The following is a 21,890-nucleotide window of genomic DNA, read 5'->3' on the forward strand; positions in this document are numbered from 1 at the left end:
ACTTAAAATTTATTCTTTCCATGAAAATTGCATGTGCGATTGTACTGGCCTGTTCCTGGCTCCAATCATCCGCTCATCAACAAACAGGCGACACGCTGGTAATCCCGGAGCCCCTCACCTTCGACACTGTTTACATCAGGGCACTCAACGGCAAATCCGGCAATATTCCTTTTAGTCTAAGTGAGTTGAACCTTACAGTGGCGGGCAGGAATCCCCGCACCCAGTTAATGCAGCAGCTCTCCCTCCTGCCTTCCGTGAGCGCGATAAGTGCCGGCGGTGGTATCAACAAGCCGATTATCCGGGGACTATCCTTCAACCAGGTAACACTTTCAGCTATGGGCACCCGAATGGACAATCAGTCGTGGGATGACCGTCACGATATCGGGATCCCGGCTGCCGGCAATACGGATATCCAGGTCATCAACGGACCTGCATCAGTATTGTATGGTCCCGGAACTATGGGTGGCGCATTGGTTTTTCACGAGAAAGCGCCCGCCGCAGGTGAAAAAACAAATGGCTATGTAAACACAGGCATCTTTTCCAACAGCATCGGAGTAAACCTCGATGCCGGACTGCGCGGCGCAGGAAAGGAACATTACTTCTCGGTGAATACCGGTCTTCAATCCCATACCAACTACCTGCAGGGAGGAAGCAAAGTAGACGGAGAACGGCCAATGGCGTTCAACAGTAAGTTCACCAATGCTGCATTCAAGGGAATGGCTGGCATCCGGAAAAAGAAACGTACGCACCAGGTCAACTACAGTTATTATAAACAATTGCTGGGGATTATCGAGGATGAAAACCTCGAGGCGATCAATAACCCAGGCAAAAAAGCAGAGCGCGATTATGAAATGGAAGCGCCTTACCAGGATGTACAAACGCATGTGATCAGCCTGGAGAACCGGTTCGAGGCCGGCAGATCCTTTATAACATTCAATGCTGCTTACCAGTTCAACAAGCGGAAAGAATTTGAACCGGCGGGAACCGGCCCGAAAAGTAAATTCCTGGCTGTAGCGCTTGACCTTCAAACAGTAACTGCCGACCTGCAATGGCAATCAAATCCGCAAAAAAAGGCTGGAGTAATTCTTGGCGCACAGGCCTTTGGGCAGCACAATGAGAACTTTGGAAATTGGGTGTTGGTTCCGGACGCCAGGATCCAAACGGTGGGTGCATACGGCCTGTTTCACTGGAATCCGGGCAAGTTCAACCTCTTGGCTGGAGCGCGGCTGGATGGTCACCATGTACAGACCTATGTAACTGATATTCCCCAACCGGATACTTTCAATGCTTCATTTCCGGAGCCGGCACAGGCAGTCAGCAGGCGGTTCATTCCTTTCTCCTTTAACCTCGGTGCTGTATATCACCTGACTGACCCATTGTCGGTCAAGGCAAACCTGGCTACCGGTTATGCCTCACCGAACTATGCACAGCTGACATCTTTCGGCAGGCATGAAGGAACATATCGTTTTGAGATTGGCGACAATAACCTGGATATGTCGCAAAATCTTGAGGCAGATCTCGGCCTCGCCTACAGGAAGAATAACGTAAAGGCTGAATTGCGGGCTTACAGCAACAGGATCGACAACTATATTTTTCTTGCACCGACTTCAGACAGTGTAAAGGACCTTAAAGTATATCAATGGTCGCAGCATGATGCAACCATTAACGGAATTGAATTTGAGTTCAGTGTCAGACCTGATTTTTTAAAGCAGGTTGAATGGTTTGCCAATGCAGGAGCACTGCGTGGAGAACTTCGGGATGATAATGGCAGCCTACCCTATATTCCGGCCACAAAACTTATTACGGGTATCACTTATCATGCCGGCAATGAAAAATGGCGCGACTTCTATTCGACTTTCCAGTTCAGTGCCTATGGAAGCCAGGATGATGTTGCAGCCTTCGAATCATCTACAGCAGGTTATTGCCTGACTGATCTTTATTTTGGCGTTCAACCGCCAATGGGTAAAGGTCACCGGTGGCAATTGGTATTATTCTGCAACAATCTCTTCAACAAAAAATACTATAGTCACACATCACTTATCAAGTCAATCGGTGTAAGCGAACCGGGAAGAAATGCAGGATTACAGGTAGGATACAAGTTCTAATGAACCTAGAGACGCAGGCGGATCAGTTTCTTAGACAGCAGGCCGGCCGCCTGGATCACTATGATGGCAAATAAAACAGATTTAAAGATGCCGATCCAGCCAGTCAGCAGAGGATCCGGAAGCCACCATTGAGCCAGCTGAACAATACCATAACAATAATAGGGAATAAGGTAACAGAGCAGTGTCTCCGTGCCGGCAGGGCGAATGATTTCATACCAGCCGGATCTCCTGTTTTCCGCAAGGCGATACATGAAAATAAACGCCAGCAGCATGATCGCAGAACAGATCATTACCCAGGACGGTGTGGCACGGATCTTTGAAATTCCCCAAAGCGGCCTTGTGGCAAAGCCGATTGCCAGCAGAACAATTGCGGCACCCGCAAAAGATGCATACCAGTTTTTGGCGGAAGCCGATCGCCTGCGGAATATTTCAGCTGCAAATGCTCCGCCAATTGTAAATCCAGTCATCGCACCTTCACCGATTGGTGAAATAAACTTACGCCACCAGGCTTCGCCTGGCAGGAATCCCGAATGGTTGGCAGCACAAAGCAGTATGCTTGCAAGCCAGCCCGCAAATAGCCATGCAGGATTTCCGTTGCACCAAACATAAAGCAAAGAAGATAACAGGTATGCCCAACCGATCAGTCCAAGTATACCCCACCACCAGGTGTTGAAATAGGAGATCGCGTTATCTTCACCGCCGCGGTAACAGATTGCGAGTGTGAGCAGGGTTAACGCACCGGCAATCTTAAGCGTATAGACCAGGGGGCGCGACCAGGTTGAAGGATATTTGTTCCAGATGAGAATAAAACCTGTGCACGCCAGGATATTCCACCATCCCCGCTGAAAACCCGTCGCTAGTTCATTTATATACTCTCCGTTAACGAGGAACAATCCCATTACCAGGAGGGCTACTCCTCTTTCTGCAATATGGTAGCTGATCTGCCAGCGGTTTTCGCCTTTCTGCCGGCGGTTTCCAACGGCAAAAGGAACCGACATTCCGACAATAAAAAGAAAACCCGGAAAAACCACATCAGCCAGTCCCATTCCATCTGCATCCGCCGGCACATGTTCAAGCCAGCCAGGAATTCCTTTCAAAGACCAGAGGTCATTTACGATGATCATGAGCAACATGGTAAGTGCACGGAGTTGATCTATCGCTGCAACGCGAACGGCGGGCTGGGGCATCGTCAGAAGTTTAAGGGCGTTTTAAAGGACCAGAGGATTTAGGTCTGAATTTACCTGCGAGCCAACGGGCAAACCGCGCAACCAGGTCTTGTGGTCATTTTCCTGCCACTTGTGTTTCGGTGCTGTAATAGTTGCACCGTCAGCGACGTAAATAATTGTCATTACTTCCCGCATCAGGGCGGACAGATTCCCGGGAGCATTATGCATGGTAAATCCATAATGGAAAGTGGCATCTCCCGCCTGCATCTTTTCTGCCCTTGTTACAGGGAATCCATTGCTCCTCACATAGTCTTCGTAAGCCTGGTCAGATTCATCAGAAATTTCAAAGTCAAACACATACCCTTTACTATGGGAGCCTGATGCAAATGTCAACATTCCCATCGCGATGTCAATATCCACGAGGGGCATCCACATAGTGATGGTATTGTGCGTGTCAATAGGCCAGTAAAACTGATCCTGGTGCCATGGCGTCGGCCCCCCGCCGGGTTCTTTGAATAAAGCCTGGTCATGGTAAATACGAACATTACTGACGCCCATTAAATCCGCAGCAATCCTGCCAAAACGCTTCGCCAGTGTGAAATTACGCACCTGCTGATCCTGGATCCAAAGGTTCATGATCTGGAGGAAGGCTTTACCGTAGGTATCGCGCTCCTCCAGCTTTCTTTTTTCAGTATTCATTTTCTGAGCCGCCTGCAATATCAACGGCCGGTATGTCTCCACCTCTTCCCGTTTCAACACTCCGGGAAGTAAAATGTGACCGTTGTTCCGGAAAGAAACCTTTTGTTCCTCCGTCAATTGATATGGCTCGTCGAGAGGTGGAACTGTGGCAGTTTTCGCAATCATTAAAGCGTATTTGCTTCAATTTAATAAAAAACTGCCGGACCAGTTACAGCCGCGTTACATAAACGTCTTCCCTCAACATCACATCTGTCGATACTGAATAAGAATTCCGGTGCCCCCCATACTTACCTGCTTTTACATTAACATCCCATTTCATCCGGGTTATGTCCCGCGGAACCGCGATTTTTTTCATAAAAGCAAGGTCTTGAAACTGGTCATTATAAAGTACAGTTCCGTTCTCCCTGTCGCGGATCACAATTTCATACTTCGCACCCGTGCGGTTATCGATCTGGATCCGGAAATAAAAGTATTCTTCGTCGCTGCCGACGTAGGTTACAAGTGGCTGTCCCGGCGGGATGCTGTCTTGTATTAACAACATTTTCTCAGCTGGTAAACCTGAAGATTCTGCCGAAGCAGTCAAAGCAATACTGAAGAGAGTGGAACTAAGTAACAGCCTCAATACGGCTGAAGTGAACATTTGCCTTTTCATACAATAACATTTTAAAGTTTAAGAATGCTTCTTGTATGGCAGCCCGTTAGCCGGCAAGCAAATCAAATAAGAACTTATTGCAATATAAAAATAAAAAATCAAAAGTTCAAATACAAAATTGACGGTCCCACGAATTGTCAATAAATAGAAAGGCCGCCCTGGGGCGGCCTTTCTATTTAGTTGATCTCGTACTTATGCTTGTAGCGTTCGTAGAGTTGTTTGTGTTTATCTGTGAGGTCAACCTGGCGTCCCTGAATAAATGCATGCGTGATGATGCTTGTTCGCATATCAAGGATATCGCCTTCACTGACTACAATGTTGGCATCCTTACCTGCTTCCAGTGAACCGGTGCGATCTCCAACTCCGAGGATAGTTGCAGCATTCAACGTAATGGCCTGCAAAGCTTGTTCTTTAGTCAGTCCATACGCCACTGCCGTTCCGGCATTGAATGGCAGGTTACGTCCGCGGGTCTGGCCGTCTTCATCATTGATCGCGAACAATACCCCAGCCTGTTGCAGGGCAGCAGCAGTTTTATAAGGCTGGTCAACATCATCATCCGGAAGTGTTGGTAATGAATGCGGCTGGTTGATGATCACCGCGATATTGTTGGTTTTCAGGAGTGGCGCGATCTGGTAGCTTTCACTTCCGCCAACTATCACAACGTCCATTCCGAATTCTTTCACGAAATCAACGGCCACCAGCATTTCCTTCACGATGTCGCAGTGAATGAACAGCTTCTGTGATTTATTGAAAAGTCCTTTAACCGCTTCATATTTCAGGTTTGTGGCAGCATGTTTCGATTCATTTGCATATGCCATCGCTTCGCGGAAAAATGACTTAGCTTTCTCTACCTGTTCCAGTCCACGTTTTACCACATCAACCGGCGGCTGTGTGGAAGGCGCTCCAAAGAAGGAGCTTGAACGATTGAGCAGGCTCGGCATTCTGAAGTGAATACCATTCTCCATCTTATATGCCGCATCTTCATAGTTCCAGGCATCCAGCTGCACAACAGAAGAGGAACCACTTATCAGTCCTCCCTGTGGTACTACATTCGCCAACAGGATCCCATTGCTCTTCAGCGTATTGGTCACTTTGGAATCGGTGTTGTATGCAACAACTGAACGGATCGAAGGATTGATCTCACCCAGTTCGGTGTGGTCAACGGTCGCACGTACACTGTTTACTTCAACCAGGCCAAGGAGTGAACTGCTCAGTATCAGACCAGGATAAACCTGCTTTCCGGTGATATCAATCACTTTAGCGTCACCCGGAGCCACGTCCTTTCCGATCTTTTCAATCTTTCCATTATTGATGAGTATGGATGCATTTTCCAGCACCTGCCCGTTACCGATATGAACAGTCGCACCTTTCAGGTACAAACGCCCTTTAAATTCTTTTGCGGGATATACTGTTTCCTGCGACATGGCTGCGCCGGACAACAATAAGCCACACATTATTTTGAAGAATGTCTTTTTCATTGATTGGTTCAGTTTAGTTGTTTCCGTTGATTTCATCTGCATCTACCACAAGCAGTCCGTGGCTATGACTGTGATCGCTGCAGGTGTGCATCACTTCCATGCTTGCATGTGCAGGAGCAACTGGTGCACCGGCTTTCTTCTCCCCCATCATTTTCTGGGAGATCCTGCTGCGTTCTGTTGTGATTTTTGTCCTCAGCTCCTTGTCCTTTTCGCGATCGAAAAATATAGTTCCATCCACAATAGTCTTTTCTGCTTTTGCATAGATGCTCAGCGGGTGGTCACTCCAGATTACAAGATCAGCGTCCTTGCCGGCCTTTAGGCTTCCAACCCTGTCGTCTACATGTAGCATTTTCGCAGGGTTAAGGGTTACCATTTTCAGGGCATCCTCTTCGCTCATTCCTCCATACTTCACGCTTTTTGCAGCTTCCTGGTTAAGTCGGCGTGCCATTTCCGCATCATCGGAGTTGATTGCAACATTAAGTCCCACACGATGCATAATTGTGGCATTATAGGGAATAGCATCCACTACTTCCATCTTATAATTCCACCAGTCACTGAATGTGGAAGCATTTGCACCGTGAGCTTTCATTTTGTCAGCAACTTTGTATCCTTCAAGAATATGCGTAAAAGTGTTGAAAGTGAAACCGAACTTCTCGCCTACCCTCATTGCCGAGGTGATCTCACTCTGCACGTATGAATGGCAGGTAATAAAGCGCTTCTTATTCATGATTTCCACCAGGGCATCAAGCTCAAGGTCGCGACGAACGGTACTGTAAGGATTAGCGCCGAAGGCCTTTTTGGCCTTGGCCGATTCAGCAGCATCCTTAAGGGCATTTTCATAATCGCGCGCACGGGTGAACGCGTCCATCAGGACTTCTTCCACGCCCATCCGTGAATCGGGGAAACGATTGTTCTGGGTTGAACCAGTTCTTTTCACGTTCTCACCCAGGGCAAACTTGATGAAAGGATCCCAGTTGGCGAACTTAAGGCCTTCTGCATTGGCGCCCCAGCGTAATTTGATAAGCTGTGTCTGGCCCCCTATTGTATTTGCCGAACCGTGTAAGATATGAGAAGAGGTAACGCCACCGCTTAGCTGGCGGTAAATATTAATATCGTCGGGGTTCAGGTTGTCCGCGATGCGTACTTCAGAAGTAACCGACTGGCCACCTTCATTGATGCTGGCTGCAGCAATATGTGAATGTTCGTCGATGATACCGGCAGTAACATGTTTTCCGGTGCCATCAATTACCTGGGCGCCTGCGGTAGAAAGATTTTTGCCTACAGCAGAAATCTTCCCGTTTTTGACGAGCACATCAGCTCCTTCGAGCTTCCCGTCCTTTTCGTTTGTCCACACCGTTGCATTCCGGATCAGAATGGTCTGTTGCGCCGGCGCGGTTTCCCATCCATAACCATTGAATGGATACTGCACCTGGCCGTATTCTGGTACAGTCTTCTTTTTAACGCTGTCTTCTTTGCCAGGAGTAGCCTTTGAAAGTGTGGCCGTCCACAATAATCTATTTCCTGATGCATCCTCTCCGCTACCCTGCCAGTAGCCATCGTTGTTTACCCCACCGAGACGAATGGTCTTTTTTGACTGTTTGCTTTCGGGAAAACTGAGTTTGATCATTTTGCCGTCGAAATTGAACTTAGCGGCAAGCGTATCTTTCCCGATTACGTTTGCACTGGAGGACTTAACCTCAAGTGTGTAGTTTGTGGTCCCTTTGTCGGAAATCAGCGCAAGCTGGTATTGCCCCGTCGCTGCTGCCCAGCCGCTTTCAGTGATGCTATATTTCTGTCCCTGGATCCAATTCTGGAAGATCACGGTCTTTTCCTGGAATACCGGACCTGATGTAATGATGAAGTTGGCCCATTTCCCTGTGGTAATGCTTCCAACTTCGTCGTAAACACCGAGCAGGCCTGCCGGTGTACGTGTCAGTGCTTCGAGCGCTTTTGATTCGCTCAGCCCGTATTCAATGGCTTTGCGGACAGCTGCCAGGAACTGTTTGGCTTCTTTCAGGTCAGCTGCGGTGAGACAGAAGGGAATATTGGCTTTTTCAAACATCGCGGGGTTTGCAGGCGCCATTTCCCAATGTTTCATATCAGACAGTGAAATAAAGCGCGCATCGTTGGGATCTTCAACGTCCATTGCCTGTGGAAAACTAAGCGGGAGGATAAAGCTGGCCTTTGTTGCCGCCATATCCTGCAGTCGCTGGTATTCGTTACCACCGGCTTTGATAATGTACTGGACACCGAATTCATCACCCACTTTGTCAGCACGCAATACGTTCCACTTATCATTCGCTTCAAAGATCTGGGGCAGCTGCTGGTTTTCATTCCATGAACGCAGGCTGAGGTTCAGTCCCTCGCGCTGGGTGTTTGACTTATACCACGCAGCATCGATGAATGTCTGGCGTAATAGGGCAATTGAACCCATCAGGCTGCCTGGGTAACTTTGTGTGGAAGTTCCTTTACTGAAAGAATAGTGCGCAGATGCGCGGTCTTTCAATACCACTTTATTTTCCTTTTCATTCGCCAGGGTAACAAGTGCGCCGGTCCCCCGTGCAATGCCGTCTTTGTTGTGAGTCAGCACAGTACCGAAGCCCTGCTCACGAAGGCTTTTCGCTTTGCTATCGTCTGCAACGAACATGGAGCCGGCTGCAACATCAGTTTTCATGGCCTGGTTCCAGCCAAAAGCTCCTTTCTGATTTGATGTAAGCTGTGCTGGAGCAGAAAAATTGAATCCGCGGGTTTGCCGCTCAATTGCCGGCAGACCATATTCGCTGTAAATATCAATGAAGGAAGGATAGATATACTTGCCTTTACAGTCAAGTACCATGGCTTCTTTCGGAATTGCTACATTGGTACCTACCGAGATAATCTTTCCATCCTTTACCACCAGCGTTGCCGATGTTAGGGTTGTCTTTTCATTGGTAACAATTGTGGCATTCGTGAATGCATAAGTGTTTTGCCTGTCGTCGCCTATACCGTTCACTGGAAATGTCGGTTGTGCATGAACGAGGGTAGCAAGGAAAATTCCGGCGAGAAGTGCCGGGAGCCGTCGCCCGGGTGGGGACAGTTGGTGCTTTCTCATGAATGTGAAGTTTTGTTTACGTGAATGCCGAATTTAACTAAATGTCATAACTTCGGTCACCGAATTTTATCAACGGCGCTCTCATCATGAACATAGCCGGCTACATTGATCACACCGTCCTTAAACCGACCTCGACTATCGGGGATATTGAAAAGTGTTGCCGGGAAGCAGTCGAATACGGATTTGCTGCGGTTTGTATCCCCCCATCTTTTGTTAAACGAACGGCTGCCATACTCGCCCCTACCGATGTTAAGGTAGCGACAGTTGTAGGTTTCCCTTTCGGTTATTCGGCAACTGAGGCTAAGGTGGCAGAAACTGTTCTCGCAGTGGTGGATGGTGCGCAGGAAGTTGACATGGTGATCAACCTCATCGCCCTGAGGCAATCCGACTGGAATTATCTCCAGAAAGAAGTAAGCCTGATTAGGGAAGTCTGCCATAACAAAGGCAGGTTGCTGAAAGTGATCATTGAATCGGGTATCCTGGAGGAGAAAGAAATTATCGATTGCTGTACTAAACTTGGCTCATTGGGTATAGATTTTATGAAAACCTCGACGGGTTATGCAGAAAAAGGAGCGACAGTGGAAGCAGTAAAACTCATGAAAAAACATTTGCCCGTGGGTGTGAGGATCAAGGCTTCAGGGGGCATCAGGGATTTTTCGTTTGCCAAAACCCTTATCGATGCAGGAGCGTCGCGCCTGGGAGCCAGTGCAAGTGTGGCGATAGTAACCGGCGCCCCAGATCACCAGTTGGGAAATTATTAATAAAATCTGGCCGCAAATTTGATTTTATATTTCTATGAAATCTTTCATATTACTTCTTTCCCTTACCTGTTTAGCTGTTTCCACCCAGGCTCAGATCGATTCAGGCACTCTTGTAGTTCGCAAAGATCCCCGGATCGACCACCTCATCCGCAAGCAGATCGAAATCAATGAGTATACAACCCGCGAATCGAGAAGAAATATTCCCGGATTCCGGATCCAGGTAATCAATACCACGGACCGCAACCAGGCCATTGAAGCCAAGACCACGGTATACAGGCTTTTCCCCGAACTGAAGGCCTACCTTTTATACCAATCACCTTACTTTCGCCTTCGTGTTGGAAATTTCGAATCGCGCAAGGAAGCTGAGGCCTACCAACGCCAGCTTTCCAAAGAATTCAAAAAAAATGTATACATCGTAAACGATGTTATCGAAGTAAACCCGGATAAGAGCAATTCCTAGTACTAATCGAACTGTCTTCGAGCCTTGGACTGGTCAATAAGTGAATGGATGAATAAGTGAATAGTTTGGGGTCGAGTGAGCTATGCAAGAGTTGAGATTTTAATATCTACTTTTGCCTTTTTAATTTCCTTCATGTCTCTATCCGAAAAAATCCGGCAGCTGGCATCCCGCTATGCCGATGAATTCATAAATGTTCGCAGGTACCTGCATGCACATCCCGAGTTAAGTTACCAGGAATTTGAAACCAGCGCTTACGTGCAGGAACACCTGAAAGTGCTCGGCGTCCCCTATTCTGTGATGGCAACCACAGGTGTAGTGGGAATAATTGAAGGGCAGGAACCGTCGTCGCGAGTGGTGGCTCTGCGGGCAGACATGGACGCACTGCCGATCCTGGAAGCTAACGACATTGATTATAAATCGACACGTCCGGGTATTATGCATGCCTGCGGCCACGATGTTCATACCAGCTGCCTGCTCGGGGCTGCAAAGATCCTGCAGGAAACCCGTGACCAATGGAAGGGAACCATTAAACTTATATTTCAGCCCGGCGAAGAAAAGAACCCGGGTGGAGCCAGCCTGATGATCCGTGACGGCGTGCTGGAAAATCCAAAGCCTGCCGCCATATTCGGCCTTCACGTCCATCCCCAGCTCAATATCGGGCAGGTGAGTTTTCGTGAAGGAATGGTGATGGCCAGCGCAGATGAGATCTATATAACGGTAAGGAGCAAAGGTGGCCATGCAGCCGCCCCACACCTGACCGCCGATACCATCCTGGTGGCCTCACATATTGTAGTTGCCCTGCAGCAGGTGATCAGCAGGAACCGTGATCCTCACCAGCCTTCTGTTCTGTCCATTACTTCCTTCCAGGGTGGTCATACCACGAATGTGATCCCCAGCGAGGTAAAGTTGATGGGTACATTCAGGGCGATGAATGAAACCTGGCGTTTCCGGGCTCATGAACTTATTCGCGAAATTGTGGAAGGCACGGCAAAAAGCATGGGCGCAGAAATTGACCTTCATATTGACATCGGTTATCCTACGGTATATAATAATGAGGTCCTTCACCACCAGGCAAAGGACCTTGCTATCGCATATATGGGTAAGCCACATGTTGAGGAGACTGAACTTCGAATGGGCGCTGAAGATTTTGGGTATTATTCCCAGCAGATCCCAGGATGCTTTTTCCGCCTCGGTGTCATGAATGTGGCAAAAGGCATTACATCGGGTGTACACACCCCCACTTTCAATATCGACGAACGTGCCATCGAAACCGGGATGGGAATGATGGCCTGGCTGGGCGCTTCCACCAACAGCCTTACCTGATCAGCTGATGCAGGTAACTGGCCGGACCATTCAGGATCGACTCGGATGAAACAGAACCACTAAGGGAATCAATTCCCGCAGCCGGGTCTATTTCCAGCGAAGAATGCCCTTCCATCCTGAGGTTTAACTTCGAAATATGTGTCTTCGGGTGTATCTGAACTTTACTGTTCAAGGCAGAAATGCTGATCAGTTTGTAGTCAGATCTGCCTTCAAAGTTAGCTTCGTTAGTACCCAGATATAGCCTCGCATTGTTGATCATGATGATATCAGAAAGGTCAGGTGACTGCCCTTTTCCAAATGAAAGTGTCGCCCCGTCGAGCACCAGTTTTCCCTTCAGGGGAAGATACAAGTGAAGGTTGGAGCCTGTTCGTTCATCAAGCGGCTTTCCCTTTTCCGTCAGCCGGAAGACGAGTGAATCACTTTTATTCCCCACGAAAAGACTGTCACTGTCGCTTGTATTATAATATTCATAATAGACACTGTCCGACTGGTGAATAGTGCAATCGATGAACCTCTGGCCAGGTGAACTCACGACAACCACTGGTGCGTTGCTGATGGCGAGTGATTTGTGACTGTCTGCCCAACCGGATTCTTTGACAATAAAATCCTTGTTCTTTATTTTATTACTGAAGCTATACATCAGCATTAAGGGCACAGCATAGAGTATAGCCGCCAGTCCTACCAAAAGTTTGTTACTTGTTTTCATGTAAAATATTTTAAGCGGCTGCGTATTTGTTTTTATAGGATTCAAAAGCCGGTTCCAGTTCGGGTAAACTTAAACCGAGCATGTGCATCGTGCGAAACAGAGCCGGTAACTCTTTTTCAGAAAATTCTTTTTTGCGGTACTCCAAAGCAATTTCCTTTGAATCCGGTCCAATGAAATACCCGATGCCGCGCTTGTCGAATATGATTTGCTGCTGCTTTAAGAAATCATATGCCCTGGCTACCGTGTTAGGATTCACTTCTAATTGTACAGCCAGCTCGCGAACACTTGGGATCTTCTCTTCCTCACGATATTCGCCCAGCAACATCTTCTCGCAGATATAGTCCACGATCTGGAGATAGATGGCCTGCCCGTTATTATTAAATTGCATAATTGTCTGTTTTGAGTGTTCGTTAGATTTGCTTTTCCTTCAGCCGGGTCCAGGTGATGAACCAGAAGATCGGAGCCCATGCCCATTTTACAAGGAATATCAGGGACTCGCGTAATCCCTTGCTCACTGAATAATATTCATATTTTATGTTGTCCGGCCCGAAAAAACGCTTCATTTCGATAACACTCCAGCTGTACTCCTCAGGTAAAAAAACTGAATAGGATTTGTACATCACGTATATGAAAACTCCCGCAAATACAACCGAAGCAATAATTGTTTTGATAAAAGAATACTTACCGAAATAAACTGAACCAAGGACAAACAGTGCCTGAATCCCGAAATATGCGGCGAACATCACCTGGAATACTAAACTAGTTTGCTGGGGGTGCCAGATGGCTTCCTGGTAGGTTCTGCCGCTATTTCCCACCAGGTATGTTTTCACAAAGCCTACTGCAATCCATTTGATTAACATAAAAGACGCTGTATAAACAAGGAGGAAGCCAATTGAAGTATATAAGATCGTTGTGGCCATTTTTTCTGCATGGCTGGCCGGAAATGAAAGCCAGTACATTCCTTTTTCTTTTTCAGCCAGCTGGGTAAACGCAATGCTGCCAAACAATGCCCCGCCAACAAGCAAACCTGTGGCGTAAATGTTATAAATAGTTTGTTCGCGGTAATGGGGCCCGTCCAGTAAGATGAAGAAAAATATAAATGACAGAATGATCATACCAAGCATGGCTAATGCGGCTAGCACATAGAACTTCCCCATTTCTCTTGCCTGTTTGCTAACAAGCAACATGAGACGATTGAAATTGAACTTCGAGTTCATAAATATGATTTAAGCAGTTAGGTTATTTAAATGCAGACTGTACTCCTTCCTTATTATTGACAATAGCCTTGTATAACATCTCCAGGTCCAGCCTTCCTTCTTCGCCATCAGAATTTGCAAGAATGACAGCATTCCCTTTCAGGGACGATTCGAAATATATTGCCTGTTTTACCTCTTCACTATCGAAGGATATCTTGAATTGAAGGCGATTCATGATATCATCGACCTTCTGATCGAAAAGGATTTCCCCCTCATCAATAATGGTGATACGGTCGATAAGGTTTTCGAGATCCTTAACCTGGTGAGTACTTATCAGGACACATTTATCTGCAGAAACCACTCCGGCCATAACTTTCCGGAACTGGCTCTTGCTCATGATATCCAGTCCGTTTGTGGGCTCATCCATGAGCAGCACGGGCGTATTGCAGGCAAGGGCGAAGCTGATCAGCACCTTTTTCTTCTGTCCATAACTCATTTCCTGCAGCAGGTTGTCCTGCGGAATATGAAACTCTTTAAGGTAAGCCTCGAACTGCTTAGGGCTGAACTTCGGATAAAAGGGTGCGTTGCTCTTTACAAAAGCCGGGATGCGGACATTGGGAAAATAGAATTCCTCCGGTACCATGAAAACCTGCCGCAGAAAATCCGGGTTGCGACGGGCCGGGTTGAATCCGAGGATCTCGGTTTTACCATTGGTCGGGAAGAGAAGGCCGGACATTATCCGTAACAAGGTGGATTTGCCGGTACCGTTTTTTCCCAGGAGGCCATAAATATGACCGGGCTGAAGGGAGAGCGACAAGCCGTTGAACACTTTCTTCCTGCCATATCCAAAGTGAAGCGACTGAATCTGGATCATAAGCTAATGTTTTAGTGTACTATCGTACTAATACAGTACAAAAATAATCTACCGTTCCAATTCACCAAATTAATTTTGTGGAGGTCGCTTTTCGTAATTTGCACGCTATTTCCGCACTCTACCGCTTAAAAGAAACAAATGAGCAAAGAAACCCGACGTACACAAGCACTTGAGTACCATTCAAAGGGGAGACCGGGGAAAATTGAAGTAATTCCCACCAAAGAGGCCAAAACACAGCGAGACTTGTCACTGGCTTATAGTCCTGGTGTTGCCGAGCCCTGCAAAGAAATCGCCCAAGACACAGAAAACGTATATAAATATACCGCAAAGGGCAACCTGGTTGCCGTAATCAGCAATGGCACTGCGGTACTTGGACTCGGTGACATCGGTCCTGAGGCCAGCAAGCCGGTTATGGAAGGCAAAGGAGTACTATTTAAAATTTTTGCTGATATCGATGTATTTGATATCGAGGTGAATGAAAAGGATCCGGCAAAATTTGTAGAGATTGTAAAAGCGCTGGAACCGACTTTTGGCGGCATCAACCTGGAAGATATTAAGGCGCCGGAATGTTTTTATATTGAAGAGGAACTGAAAAACAAGCTTAACATCCCGGTCATGCACGATGACCAGCATGGTACAGCTATTATCAGTGCCGCCGCCCTGTTAAATGCACTTGAGCTACAGAAGAAAAAAATTGAAAAGGTCAGGTTTGTGGTGAATGGCGCCGGGGCTGCGGCCATGGCTTGCGTGAAATTATATGTATCACTGGGTGCACGTCATGAGAACTTTATCCTTTTTGACAAAGACGGGGTAATCCACAGGGGGCGTACTGACCTGGTTGAGGATAAGCTTCCATTTGCCATTAAAAACAACGACTGCACGCTGGCAAAAGCGATGAAAGATGCAGATGTATTCCTGGGATTGAGTGTCGGGAACGTAGTAACTACGGAGATGGTGCAGTCAATGGCAAAAAACCCGATCGTGTTTGCTATGGCGAATCCCGATCCGGAAATCGCATATGAAACCGCGGTGGCCGCGCGTAAAGACATCATTATGGCTACCGGCCGGAGTGATTATCCCAACCAGGTGAACAATGTCCTGGGCTTTCCATTTATTTTCCGGGGAGCCCTCGATGTGCGTGCCAGGCAGATCAATGAAGCGATGAAACTGGCTGCGGTGCATGCACTGGCCAACCTGGCGAAGACCCCAGTGCCGGACATAGTTAACCTTGCTTATAATGAAAGCAATATCGTATTCGGACCTAACTACATTATTCCGAAACCGCTCGATCCGCGATTGTTATCGACCGTAGCTCCTGCAGTTGCTAAAGCCGCGATGGAAAGTGGGGTCGCTAAAACCAATATTACCAACTGGGATGCGTATGCACTGTCCCTGAACAGGCGACTGGGGCTTGACAACCAGCTTATGCGTGTCATCGGTAACAAAGCACGGCGGGATCCGAAGCGAGTGGTTTTTGCGGAAGCTGATAACCTGAAGATCCTGAAGGCGGCTCAGATCGCATTTGAAGAAGGTGTCGCATATCCTATCCTGTTAGGAGACGAGAAAAAGATCAGGGATATAGCCAGCCGAAACAACCTTGATATTGAAAGCCTGCCTATAATAGATCCGCGCAGTGACGAACAGGAAGAGAAACGGAGATTTTACGGCCAGCTTTTCTTCCAGAAGCGTCAGCGCAAGGGCATGAACAAATATGAGTCGTTCAAGATCATGAAAGACCGTAACTATTTCGGTTGTATGATGGTCGAAACAGGCGATGCTGACGCGATGATCTCGGGGCTGACAAGAAACTATGATGAAACCATCCGCCCGGCAATCCAGGTCATTGGCACGGAAGAAGGTGTGAAAAAGATAGCGGGAATGTACCTGCTTCTGACAAAGAAAGGCCCGCTGTTCCTTGCCGATACCACGGTGAACTTCAATCCTACTGCTGAAGAGCTGGCAGAGATTACGCTGATGGTTGCCAAGGAAGTCCGTTACTTCAACCTTGTTCCCAGGATTGCGATGTTAAGTTATTCCAACTTTGGCAGCAGCGCTTCTCCTGAAGCAAAACTGGTAGCAGAAGCAAGGAAAATTGTCAAGGAGAGAAACCCGTCACTAATTGTTGATGGCGAAATGCAGGCAAGTATCGCCTTTAATAAGGAGATCATGAAAGAGAACTATCCTTTCAGTGAACTGGTTGACCAGGATGTGAATACCCTGATCTTTCCAAACCTGGCTGCAGGTAACGTGGCGTACAACCTGTTGAAAGAGGTCGGAGGCGCAGATGCCATCGGACCTATCCTGCTTGGTCTCAAGAAGCCGGTGCATGTATTGCAACTGGGAAGTTCTGTTCGCAGCATCTTCAATATGGCGCTTGTTGCCGTAATTGATGCACAGATCAAATGTAACAAGAACCTTACTGCCGATATAGTCACCAAATCAAAATGGTGGAAAAGGTTCAGGAAGGTTGCAAAGGATATGTAAACGGCAGGCAGGCAAATAATTTGTATTTTACGCAGCAAGCAGTTAAGCATGAAATTTATTACCGAGTTCGGACGCTACATACTGATGCTGAAAGGCATGTTTTCCAAACCGGAGAACAAGAAAGTGTATTGGAAAGAGTTCATGCACCAGTGCAATGATATAGGTATAGGATCATTGGGTATTGTAGTCATCATTTCCGTTTTCATGGGGGCAGTGTCGACATTGCAAACAGCTTACCAGCTGGTAAGCCCGGTTATTCCCAAATCAAGTATTGCCCAGATTGTGCGTGATACGGTGTTACTGGAGTTTGCGCCTACCCTTGTGTGTATTGTACTTGCGGGTGTGGTAGGCAGTAAAATTGCAAGTGAGCTGGGTAATATGCGTGTAAGTGAACAGATAGATGCTCTTGAGATTATGGGTATTAACACCAAGACATACCTCGTGATGCCAAAGATCCTTGCCGCCATGCTGGTAATCCCGATGTTGGTCGTGATATCTGCAGCACTTGGTATCTGGGGAGGAAGGGTAGCCGGCCAGGCAGCACAGATTCTCTCCACAACCGATTTTGATAAAGGTCTTCTGCAAAGTTTCCTTCCTTATAATGTCTTCTTTGCGATGGTAAAGGCCTATGTATTCTCCTTTATCATCTCCAGCATTCCTGCTTTTTACGGATATTATGTGCAGGGTGGAGCGCTTGAGATAGGCCGGGCCAGCACAAAGTCAGTTGTGGTGAGTTGTGTATTGATCCTGTTCGCAGATTACATTCTCGCTGCCATTTTGTTATAGAAAACTTCCTGCTATGATCGAAGTGAATAATATTGTCAAGGGATTCGGAGATAAGATAGTTATTAATGATGTCAGCGCGGTAATGGAGCCAGGCAAATGCAACCTGATCATAGGCTCGAGTGGCAGCGGAAAAACTGTCTTTATGAAATGCCTGGTTGGTCTCTTTACTCCCGACCGGGGCCAGATCGTATACCAGGGTGAAGATTTCACCAGTATGGACGACAACGGCAAAAAAGAGATCCGCAAACAGATCGGGATGCTTTTCCAGGGTTCGGCACTGTTCGACAGCCTCAACGTTGAACAAAACATCCAGTTTCCGCTGGATATGTTCACGGACTGGTCCACAGCGGAAAAAAGGAAGCGGGTAAATGAAGTACTTGCCAGGGTTAACCTGAAAGACGCGAACAAAAAGTTTCCGGCTGAAATCAGCGGAGGTATGAAAAAGCGTGTAGGAATCGCCAGGGCTATTGTATTGAATCCCAAGTACCTGTTCTGCGATGAACCAAACTCCGGCCTCGATCCGCAAACATCACTGGTAATCGATAAACTGATCAAGGAGCTTACGGAGGAATACCAGATCACAACTGTAATAAATACCCACGACATGAACAGCGTGATGGAGATTGGTGACAAGATCATTTATATGTACCAGGGACATAAAGAATGGGAAGGGAACAACAAAGAGATCATCTTCAGCAAAAACCAGCGTTTGAACGATTTCATCTTTGCCTCAGAGTTCCTTCGAGATGCAAAAGACATGAGAATGCTTGAACAGGCAGGCAAGATCGAGAATAACAGGAATATGGATGATTTATTGAAGTAATGTGCTAATTAACGCATAATCCTTAGTTTTGCCCCCAATTCGGCCCGTTGCGGCCCCTGCAAATAAATAAAGCTATATGAGCGTCTTAGTCAACAAGCAATCTAAAGTATTAGTACAAGGATTTACAGGTACTGAAGGTACCTTCCATGCAACACAGATGATTGAATATGGAACCAATGTTGTAGGCGGTGTTACTCCCGGCAAAGGCGGCAGCACGCACCTCGATCGTCCGGTATTCAATACTGTGGCAGAAGCGGTAAAAGCTACGGGCGCAGATGTATCTATCATATTCGTTCCACCGGCATTTGCTGCAGATGCAATAATGGAAGCAGCTGAAGCGGGCATCGCGCTGGTGGTTTGCATAACCGAAAATATTCCTGTTCAGGATATGGTGAAAGCCAAAAGCTTCCTGCAGGGCAAAAAGACAAGGCTGATCGGACCTAACTGTCCGGGTGTCATCACAGCCGGTGAGTGCAAAGTTGGAATTATGCCCGGCAAACCATTTGTAAAGGGTAAGATCGGTCTCGTATCAAAAAGCGGCACCCTCACATATGAAACAGCTGACCAGGTTTCCCAGGAAGGCATGGGAATTTCCACTGCAATTGGCATTGGCGGAGATCCCGTGATCGGTACATCAACCATGGAAGCTATCGAACTGCTGATGAATGATCCCGAAACAGAAGCTATCATTATGATAGGTGAGATCGGCGGTAGCATGGAAGCAGATGCAGCCCGTTGGATCAAGCAAAATGGCACCAAGCCGGTAGTAGGTTTTATTGCAGGCCAGACGGCACCTCCCGGCCGCCGGATGGGACATGCAGGCGCAATAGTTGGCGGAGCAGATGATACTGCTGAAGCTAAAATGAAGATTATGGCCGAATGTGGCATTCACGTTGTGAAGAGCCCTGCTGATATCGGCAAAACAATGGCCGAAGTGATCCGCAAAAAGTAATCTTTCAAAGAACATATTTTGAAAGCAGTCCAACCGGACTGCTTTTTTTTTGACTGCAAACGACCCTTTTTTACTATTTGTAAGCTTTTTTCGACGCCGCGCATAATATTTTCCACTTATAAGAGTTTATATGTAAGAGCTGCCACTTAATCCATCCATACATCCTATGCATAAACCATAGTATGGACCTGTAGTTCTATCCCGAAAACAAACATGCGCAACAGCACCATTCTGCGCATGTAAACTATTGAACTATAACAAACCCATACTGTATGAAAGGTACATCTGTACTCATGCTATTGATATTGCTGTGCGTGAATGCATGGGCGCAAAGAACTGGAGACTACCGCTCAAATGGAACTGTCCGGCTGAATAATGCTGCCAACTGGTTAGTATATAACGGGTCTGGCTGGATCACTACTACAACAGCACCTTCCTCAGCTACCCTGAACAATAATAATACTATTACAATACTGGCAAATCACACCTGGTCCAATACAGCCAACGTGAATATGCCCAGCAGGAATTTTATTTTCCTGATGCAGAGCAATTCCACCAATTTTACAGTGGGCACAACTATAAACTGGAATACACAATCAACAGTCATTTTCGAAAATACCGCAGGCACCGTTTCCTACGCGATCAGTAACCAGACTTTCAATATTCTGGAGATCAGGAGGTCTGGTGGCTCAGGGAACTATACGGCATCTATCAGCGGCACCAATTTCATAGTCAACAACACTCTTACGGTTGGGGCCAATACAACTCTTGAGCTTTCATCAATAACATTGTCACTACCAGGGAACAACAAGACCACTACGCTTGCAGGAAGCCTGTCATTACAATCATCAACGGTAAACATTCCCGGCAACTCACCTACGTTAAATACGAACGGCACTGTTACCATGAACAACAGCACAATAAACTTTTCTGGTAACTCTCCCACTTTTAATGCTAACAATACTGTCAGTCTTGTTAGCAGTGCGCTGAATTTTGATCGCAACAACGCAAGGTTTAACCAGGATGGCGTTCTTAACCTTACAAACAGCATTATCGATTTCAAAGGGAGTAATGCAGTAATGAACCAGAATGCAGATATCAGTTTCCTGAATTCTCCAACCAGTTCGAGCTATATCAAATTTCTGGCCGCTACCGGGCGAATCAATATGGACGGCACCATAAGCGGAGCTTCGCCTTCGAACTACATACAACTTGGCAGCAGCAGCACCGCAGCCAACATTTATTCAGCATCCGAATCAGTTCTCGTATTCCCAGTTGGCACTGCCAGTAATTATCTGCCTGTTTCGGTTGCACGTTCCGCTCCTACTTTCCCCACTCTGACTGTGTCTGTATTTGAAGGCGTTACAAACAATGGACAGTTTGGCGGGACTGCATTTTCCAATGCCCAGAAGGTAAACCTTGTTGATGCCGTATGGAGAATTACATCTTCAACCAGCTTTACGCCATCAGCGATTGATCTGGGTTGGCAGCAACCACTTGAAGGTGCCGGCTTTGTAAGCCTGACAAGCAATATCGGAATGTCTTATTATAATACGGCTACTGTCAATTGGACCACTTCTTCCGGCTCCGGAAACGGGTTACTGAACACCGTTAACCGAAACTCTGATCTGCCTGCCATCGGAACCACCGGCATGTCCTTCGGCGTTGGAATAATTGGTGTTGTACTACCTCTGCAACTTACCGACTTCAGGGCAGTAACCCAACAATCGGCAGTAATGCTGAGTTGGACGGCAAGCGGTAATGGCAACAGCTATTTCGAGGTGGAAAGGGCTTCAACACTCAATGGAAATTATATATCAATCGCACAGCTGAATACTGATGGCAATGGTGAACAAAAATATCGCCATACGGACCTGCATCCGCTCAAAGATGGTTACTATCGCATCAGGACCGTATATGAAAACCATGTATCTACTTACAGCGCCGCATTGAAAGTACAATTTGGAAACGGCCAGTTAGCCCTGGAAAAAGTATATCCTTCAATAAGCCTGGGCAGCCTGAACCTGGTGATCAGTAGTCCCGCAGGCACATCAGCAACTATCGAAATAAGTGACCTGAACGGAAGGACCTTCAGCCATGAAGTGAAACAGCTCTTCAAGGGCTCAAACCAGTACCTGTTAAATACAGGAAGCTTGCCAATCGGCAATTACGTTGTTCAGGTCAAAACAGGTGAGAAACTGCTTACCGGCAGGTTTATCCGCCAATAGGACCCAAGCGAAAAAAAAGTTAAGGTTCAGAAATTCTTTTACGGCATTATGCAGTTTCGTCGTAACCTGCATCCTCTTTCTATAAGCTTAAGATAAATTGCAATAA

The 21,890-nt window shown here is 47.0% G+C and carries 18 protein-coding genes; 9 read left to right on the top strand and 9 right to left on the bottom strand.

The window, feature by feature from the left end:
- Window positions 1-20: 20 nt before the first annotated feature.
- Window positions 21-2,105 carry a TonB-dependent receptor plug domain-containing protein gene (locus OI18_RS22630; RefSeq protein WP_039144369.1) on the top strand — a complete coding sequence of 695 codons (2,085 nt, stop codon included), beginning with the start codon at window positions 21-23 and terminating at the stop codon, window positions 2,103-2,105.
- A 5-nt stretch (window positions 2,106-2,110) separates the two neighbouring features.
- Here OI18_RS22630 and OI18_RS22635 read toward each other — a convergent pair whose 3' ends face one another.
- The 5 genes from OI18_RS22635 to OI18_RS22655 form a co-directional block, all read right to left on the bottom strand.
- Window positions 2,111-3,292: a DUF5009 domain-containing protein gene (locus OI18_RS22635; RefSeq protein ID WP_039144371.1), complete on the bottom strand. Its 1,182-nt coding sequence runs from the start codon at window positions 3,290-3,292 to the stop codon at window positions 2,111-2,113.
- 21 nt (window positions 3,293-3,313) lie between these two features.
- Complete coding sequence (locus OI18_RS22640) at window positions 3,314-4,135, bottom strand: phytanoyl-CoA dioxygenase family protein (RefSeq protein ID WP_039144374.1); 822 nt, start codon at window positions 4,133-4,135, stop codon at window positions 3,314-3,316.
- A 43-nt stretch (window positions 4,136-4,178) separates the two neighbouring features.
- Window positions 4,179-4,622 carry a hypothetical protein gene (locus OI18_RS22645; RefSeq protein WP_039144378.1) on the bottom strand — a complete coding sequence of 148 codons (444 nt, stop codon included), beginning with the start codon at window positions 4,620-4,622 and terminating at the stop codon, window positions 4,179-4,181.
- A 176-nt stretch (window positions 4,623-4,798) separates the two neighbouring features.
- Window positions 4,799-6,100 carry an amidohydrolase family protein gene (locus tag OI18_RS22650; RefSeq protein WP_039144591.1) on the bottom strand — a complete coding sequence of 434 codons (1,302 nt, stop codon included), beginning with the start codon at window positions 6,098-6,100 and terminating at the stop codon, window positions 4,799-4,801.
- A 13-nt stretch (window positions 6,101-6,113) separates the two neighbouring features.
- Window positions 6,114-9,191 (bottom strand): amidohydrolase family protein, encoded by a 3,078-nt coding sequence (locus OI18_RS22655; RefSeq protein ID WP_039144380.1) that lies wholly within the window; start codon window positions 9,189-9,191, stop codon window positions 6,114-6,116.
- 86 nt (window positions 9,192-9,277) lie between these two features.
- Here OI18_RS22655 and deoC point away from each other — a divergent pair, with 86 nt between their 5' ends.
- From deoC to OI18_RS22670, 3 genes are all read left to right on the top strand, one after another.
- On the top strand, window positions 9,278-9,952 hold the full coding sequence (gene deoC, locus OI18_RS22660) for a deoxyribose-phosphate aldolase (RefSeq protein ID WP_039144382.1): 675 nt from the start codon (window positions 9,278-9,280) through the stop codon (window positions 9,950-9,952).
- Between the two features lie 34 nt (window positions 9,953-9,986).
- Window positions 9,987-10,412 (top strand): SPOR domain-containing protein, encoded by a 426-nt coding sequence (locus OI18_RS22665; protein ID WP_039144384.1) that lies wholly within the window; start codon window positions 9,987-9,989, stop codon window positions 10,410-10,412.
- Between the two features lie 132 nt (window positions 10,413-10,544).
- Window positions 10,545-11,735 carry a M20 metallopeptidase family protein gene (locus tag OI18_RS22670; RefSeq protein ID WP_039144386.1) on the top strand — a complete coding sequence of 397 codons (1,191 nt, stop codon included), beginning with the start codon at window positions 10,545-10,547 and terminating at the stop codon, window positions 11,733-11,735.
- Here the strand turns inward: OI18_RS22670 and OI18_RS22675 are convergent.
- The 4 genes from OI18_RS22675 to OI18_RS22690 are packed head-to-tail and all read right to left on the bottom strand — an operon-like array spanning window position 11,728 to window position 14,511.
- A complete protein-coding gene (locus tag OI18_RS22675) occupies window positions 11,728-12,441 on the bottom strand; it encodes a hypothetical protein (RefSeq protein WP_039144389.1) in 714 nt (237 codons plus the stop codon). The two genes, OI18_RS22670 and OI18_RS22675, sit on opposite strands and share 8 nt — an antisense overlap.
- Window positions 12,442-12,451: 10 nt before the next feature.
- Window positions 12,452-12,829: a GntR family transcriptional regulator gene (locus OI18_RS22680; RefSeq protein WP_039144391.1), complete on the bottom strand. Its 378-nt coding sequence runs from the start codon at window positions 12,827-12,829 to the stop codon at window positions 12,452-12,454.
- A gap of 22 nt (window positions 12,830-12,851) precedes the next feature.
- Window positions 12,852-13,658, bottom strand: coding sequence for a hypothetical protein (locus OI18_RS22685; protein WP_152616945.1), 807 nt, complete (start codon window positions 13,656-13,658; stop codon window positions 12,852-12,854).
- A 22-nt stretch (window positions 13,659-13,680) separates the two neighbouring features.
- Window positions 13,681-14,511 carry an ABC transporter ATP-binding protein gene (locus OI18_RS22690; RefSeq protein WP_039144396.1) on the bottom strand — a complete coding sequence of 277 codons (831 nt, stop codon included), beginning with the start codon at window positions 14,509-14,511 and terminating at the stop codon, window positions 13,681-13,683.
- A 138-nt stretch (window positions 14,512-14,649) separates the two neighbouring features.
- On the opposite strand from OI18_RS22690, the gene OI18_RS22695 reads away from it, so the two are divergent.
- From OI18_RS22695 to OI18_RS22715, 5 genes are all read left to right on the top strand, one after another.
- The gene (locus OI18_RS22695) at window positions 14,650-16,995 is read left to right on the top strand and encodes an NADP-dependent malic enzyme (protein ID WP_039144399.1); all 2,346 of its coding nucleotides are present in this window, start codon (window positions 14,650-14,652) and stop codon (window positions 16,993-16,995) included.
- A 48-nt stretch (window positions 16,996-17,043) separates the two neighbouring features.
- Window positions 17,044-17,781 (top strand): MlaE family ABC transporter permease, encoded by a 738-nt coding sequence (locus tag OI18_RS22700; protein ID WP_039144402.1) that lies wholly within the window; start codon window positions 17,044-17,046, stop codon window positions 17,779-17,781.
- Between the two features lie 13 nt (window positions 17,782-17,794).
- Window positions 17,795-18,604 carry an ABC transporter ATP-binding protein gene (locus OI18_RS22705; RefSeq protein WP_039144407.1) on the top strand — a complete coding sequence of 270 codons (810 nt, stop codon included), beginning with the start codon at window positions 17,795-17,797 and terminating at the stop codon, window positions 18,602-18,604.
- 76 nt (window positions 18,605-18,680) lie between these two features.
- Window positions 18,681-19,556, top strand: coding sequence for a succinate--CoA ligase subunit alpha (gene sucD, locus OI18_RS22710; protein WP_039144409.1), 876 nt, complete (start codon window positions 18,681-18,683; stop codon window positions 19,554-19,556).
- Window positions 19,557-19,828: 272 nt separating this feature from the next.
- Window positions 19,829-21,784 carry a T9SS type A sorting domain-containing protein gene (locus OI18_RS22715; protein WP_039144412.1) on the top strand — a complete coding sequence of 652 codons (1,956 nt, stop codon included), beginning with the start codon at window positions 19,829-19,831 and terminating at the stop codon, window positions 21,782-21,784.
- Window positions 21,785-21,890: the final 106 nt, after the last annotated feature.

Source organism: Flavihumibacter solisilvae (assembly GCF_000814475.1).
Classification (GTDB): Bacteria; Bacteroidota; Bacteroidia; order Chitinophagales; family Chitinophagaceae; genus Flavihumibacter; species Flavihumibacter solisilvae.

Excerpts from the sequence above, each read along its gene's own strand:
- OI18_RS22635 (WP_039144371.1), bottom strand. The coding sequence starts at position 3,292 with ATGCCCCAGCCCGCCGTTCGCGTTGCAGCGATAGATCAACTCCGTGCA.
- OI18_RS22645 (WP_039144378.1), bottom strand. The coding sequence starts at position 4,622 with ATGAAAAGGCAAATGTTCACTTCAGCCGTATTGAGGCTGTTACTTAGT.
- OI18_RS22680 (WP_039144391.1), bottom strand. The coding sequence starts at position 12,829 with ATGCAATTTAATAATAACGGGCAGGCCATCTATCTCCAGATCGTGGAC.
- OI18_RS22685 (WP_152616945.1), bottom strand. The coding sequence starts at position 13,658 with ATGAACTCGAAGTTCAATTTCAATCGTCTCATGTTGCTTGTTAGCAAA.
- OI18_RS22640 (WP_039144374.1), bottom strand. The coding sequence starts at position 4,135 with ATGATTGCGAAAACTGCCACAGTTCCACCTCTCGACGAGCCATATCAA.
- OI18_RS22670 (WP_039144386.1), top strand. The coding sequence starts at position 10,545 with ATGTCTCTATCCGAAAAAATCCGGCAGCTGGCATCCCGCTATGCCGAT.
- sucD (WP_039144409.1), top strand. The coding sequence starts at position 18,681 with ATGAGCGTCTTAGTCAACAAGCAATCTAAAGTATTAGTACAAGGATTT.
- OI18_RS22700 (WP_039144402.1), top strand. The coding sequence starts at position 17,044 with ATGAAATTTATTACCGAGTTCGGACGCTACATACTGATGCTGAAAGGC.
- OI18_RS22695 (WP_039144399.1), top strand. The coding sequence starts at position 14,650 with ATGAGCAAAGAAACCCGACGTACACAAGCACTTGAGTACCATTCAAAG.
- OI18_RS22690 (WP_039144396.1), bottom strand. The coding sequence starts at position 14,511 with ATGATCCAGATTCAGTCGCTTCACTTTGGATATGGCAGGAAGAAAGTG.
- OI18_RS22705 (WP_039144407.1), top strand. The coding sequence starts at position 17,795 with ATGATCGAAGTGAATAATATTGTCAAGGGATTCGGAGATAAGATAGTT.
- deoC (WP_039144382.1), top strand. The coding sequence starts at position 9,278 with ATGAACATAGCCGGCTACATTGATCACACCGTCCTTAAACCGACCTCG.
- OI18_RS22630 (WP_039144369.1), top strand. The coding sequence starts at position 21 with ATGAAAATTGCATGTGCGATTGTACTGGCCTGTTCCTGGCTCCAATCA.
- OI18_RS22665 (WP_039144384.1), top strand. The coding sequence starts at position 9,987 with ATGAAATCTTTCATATTACTTCTTTCCCTTACCTGTTTAGCTGTTTCC.
- OI18_RS22675 (WP_039144389.1), bottom strand. The coding sequence starts at position 12,441 with ATGAAAACAAGTAACAAACTTTTGGTAGGACTGGCGGCTATACTCTAT.
- OI18_RS22655 (WP_039144380.1), bottom strand. The coding sequence starts at position 9,191 with ATGAGAAAGCACCAACTGTCCCCACCCGGGCGACGGCTCCCGGCACTT.
- OI18_RS22650 (WP_039144591.1), bottom strand. The coding sequence starts at position 6,100 with ATGAAAAAGACATTCTTCAAAATAATGTGTGGCTTATTGTTGTCCGGC.
- OI18_RS22715 (WP_039144412.1), top strand. The coding sequence starts at position 19,829 with ATGAAAGGTACATCTGTACTCATGCTATTGATATTGCTGTGCGTGAAT.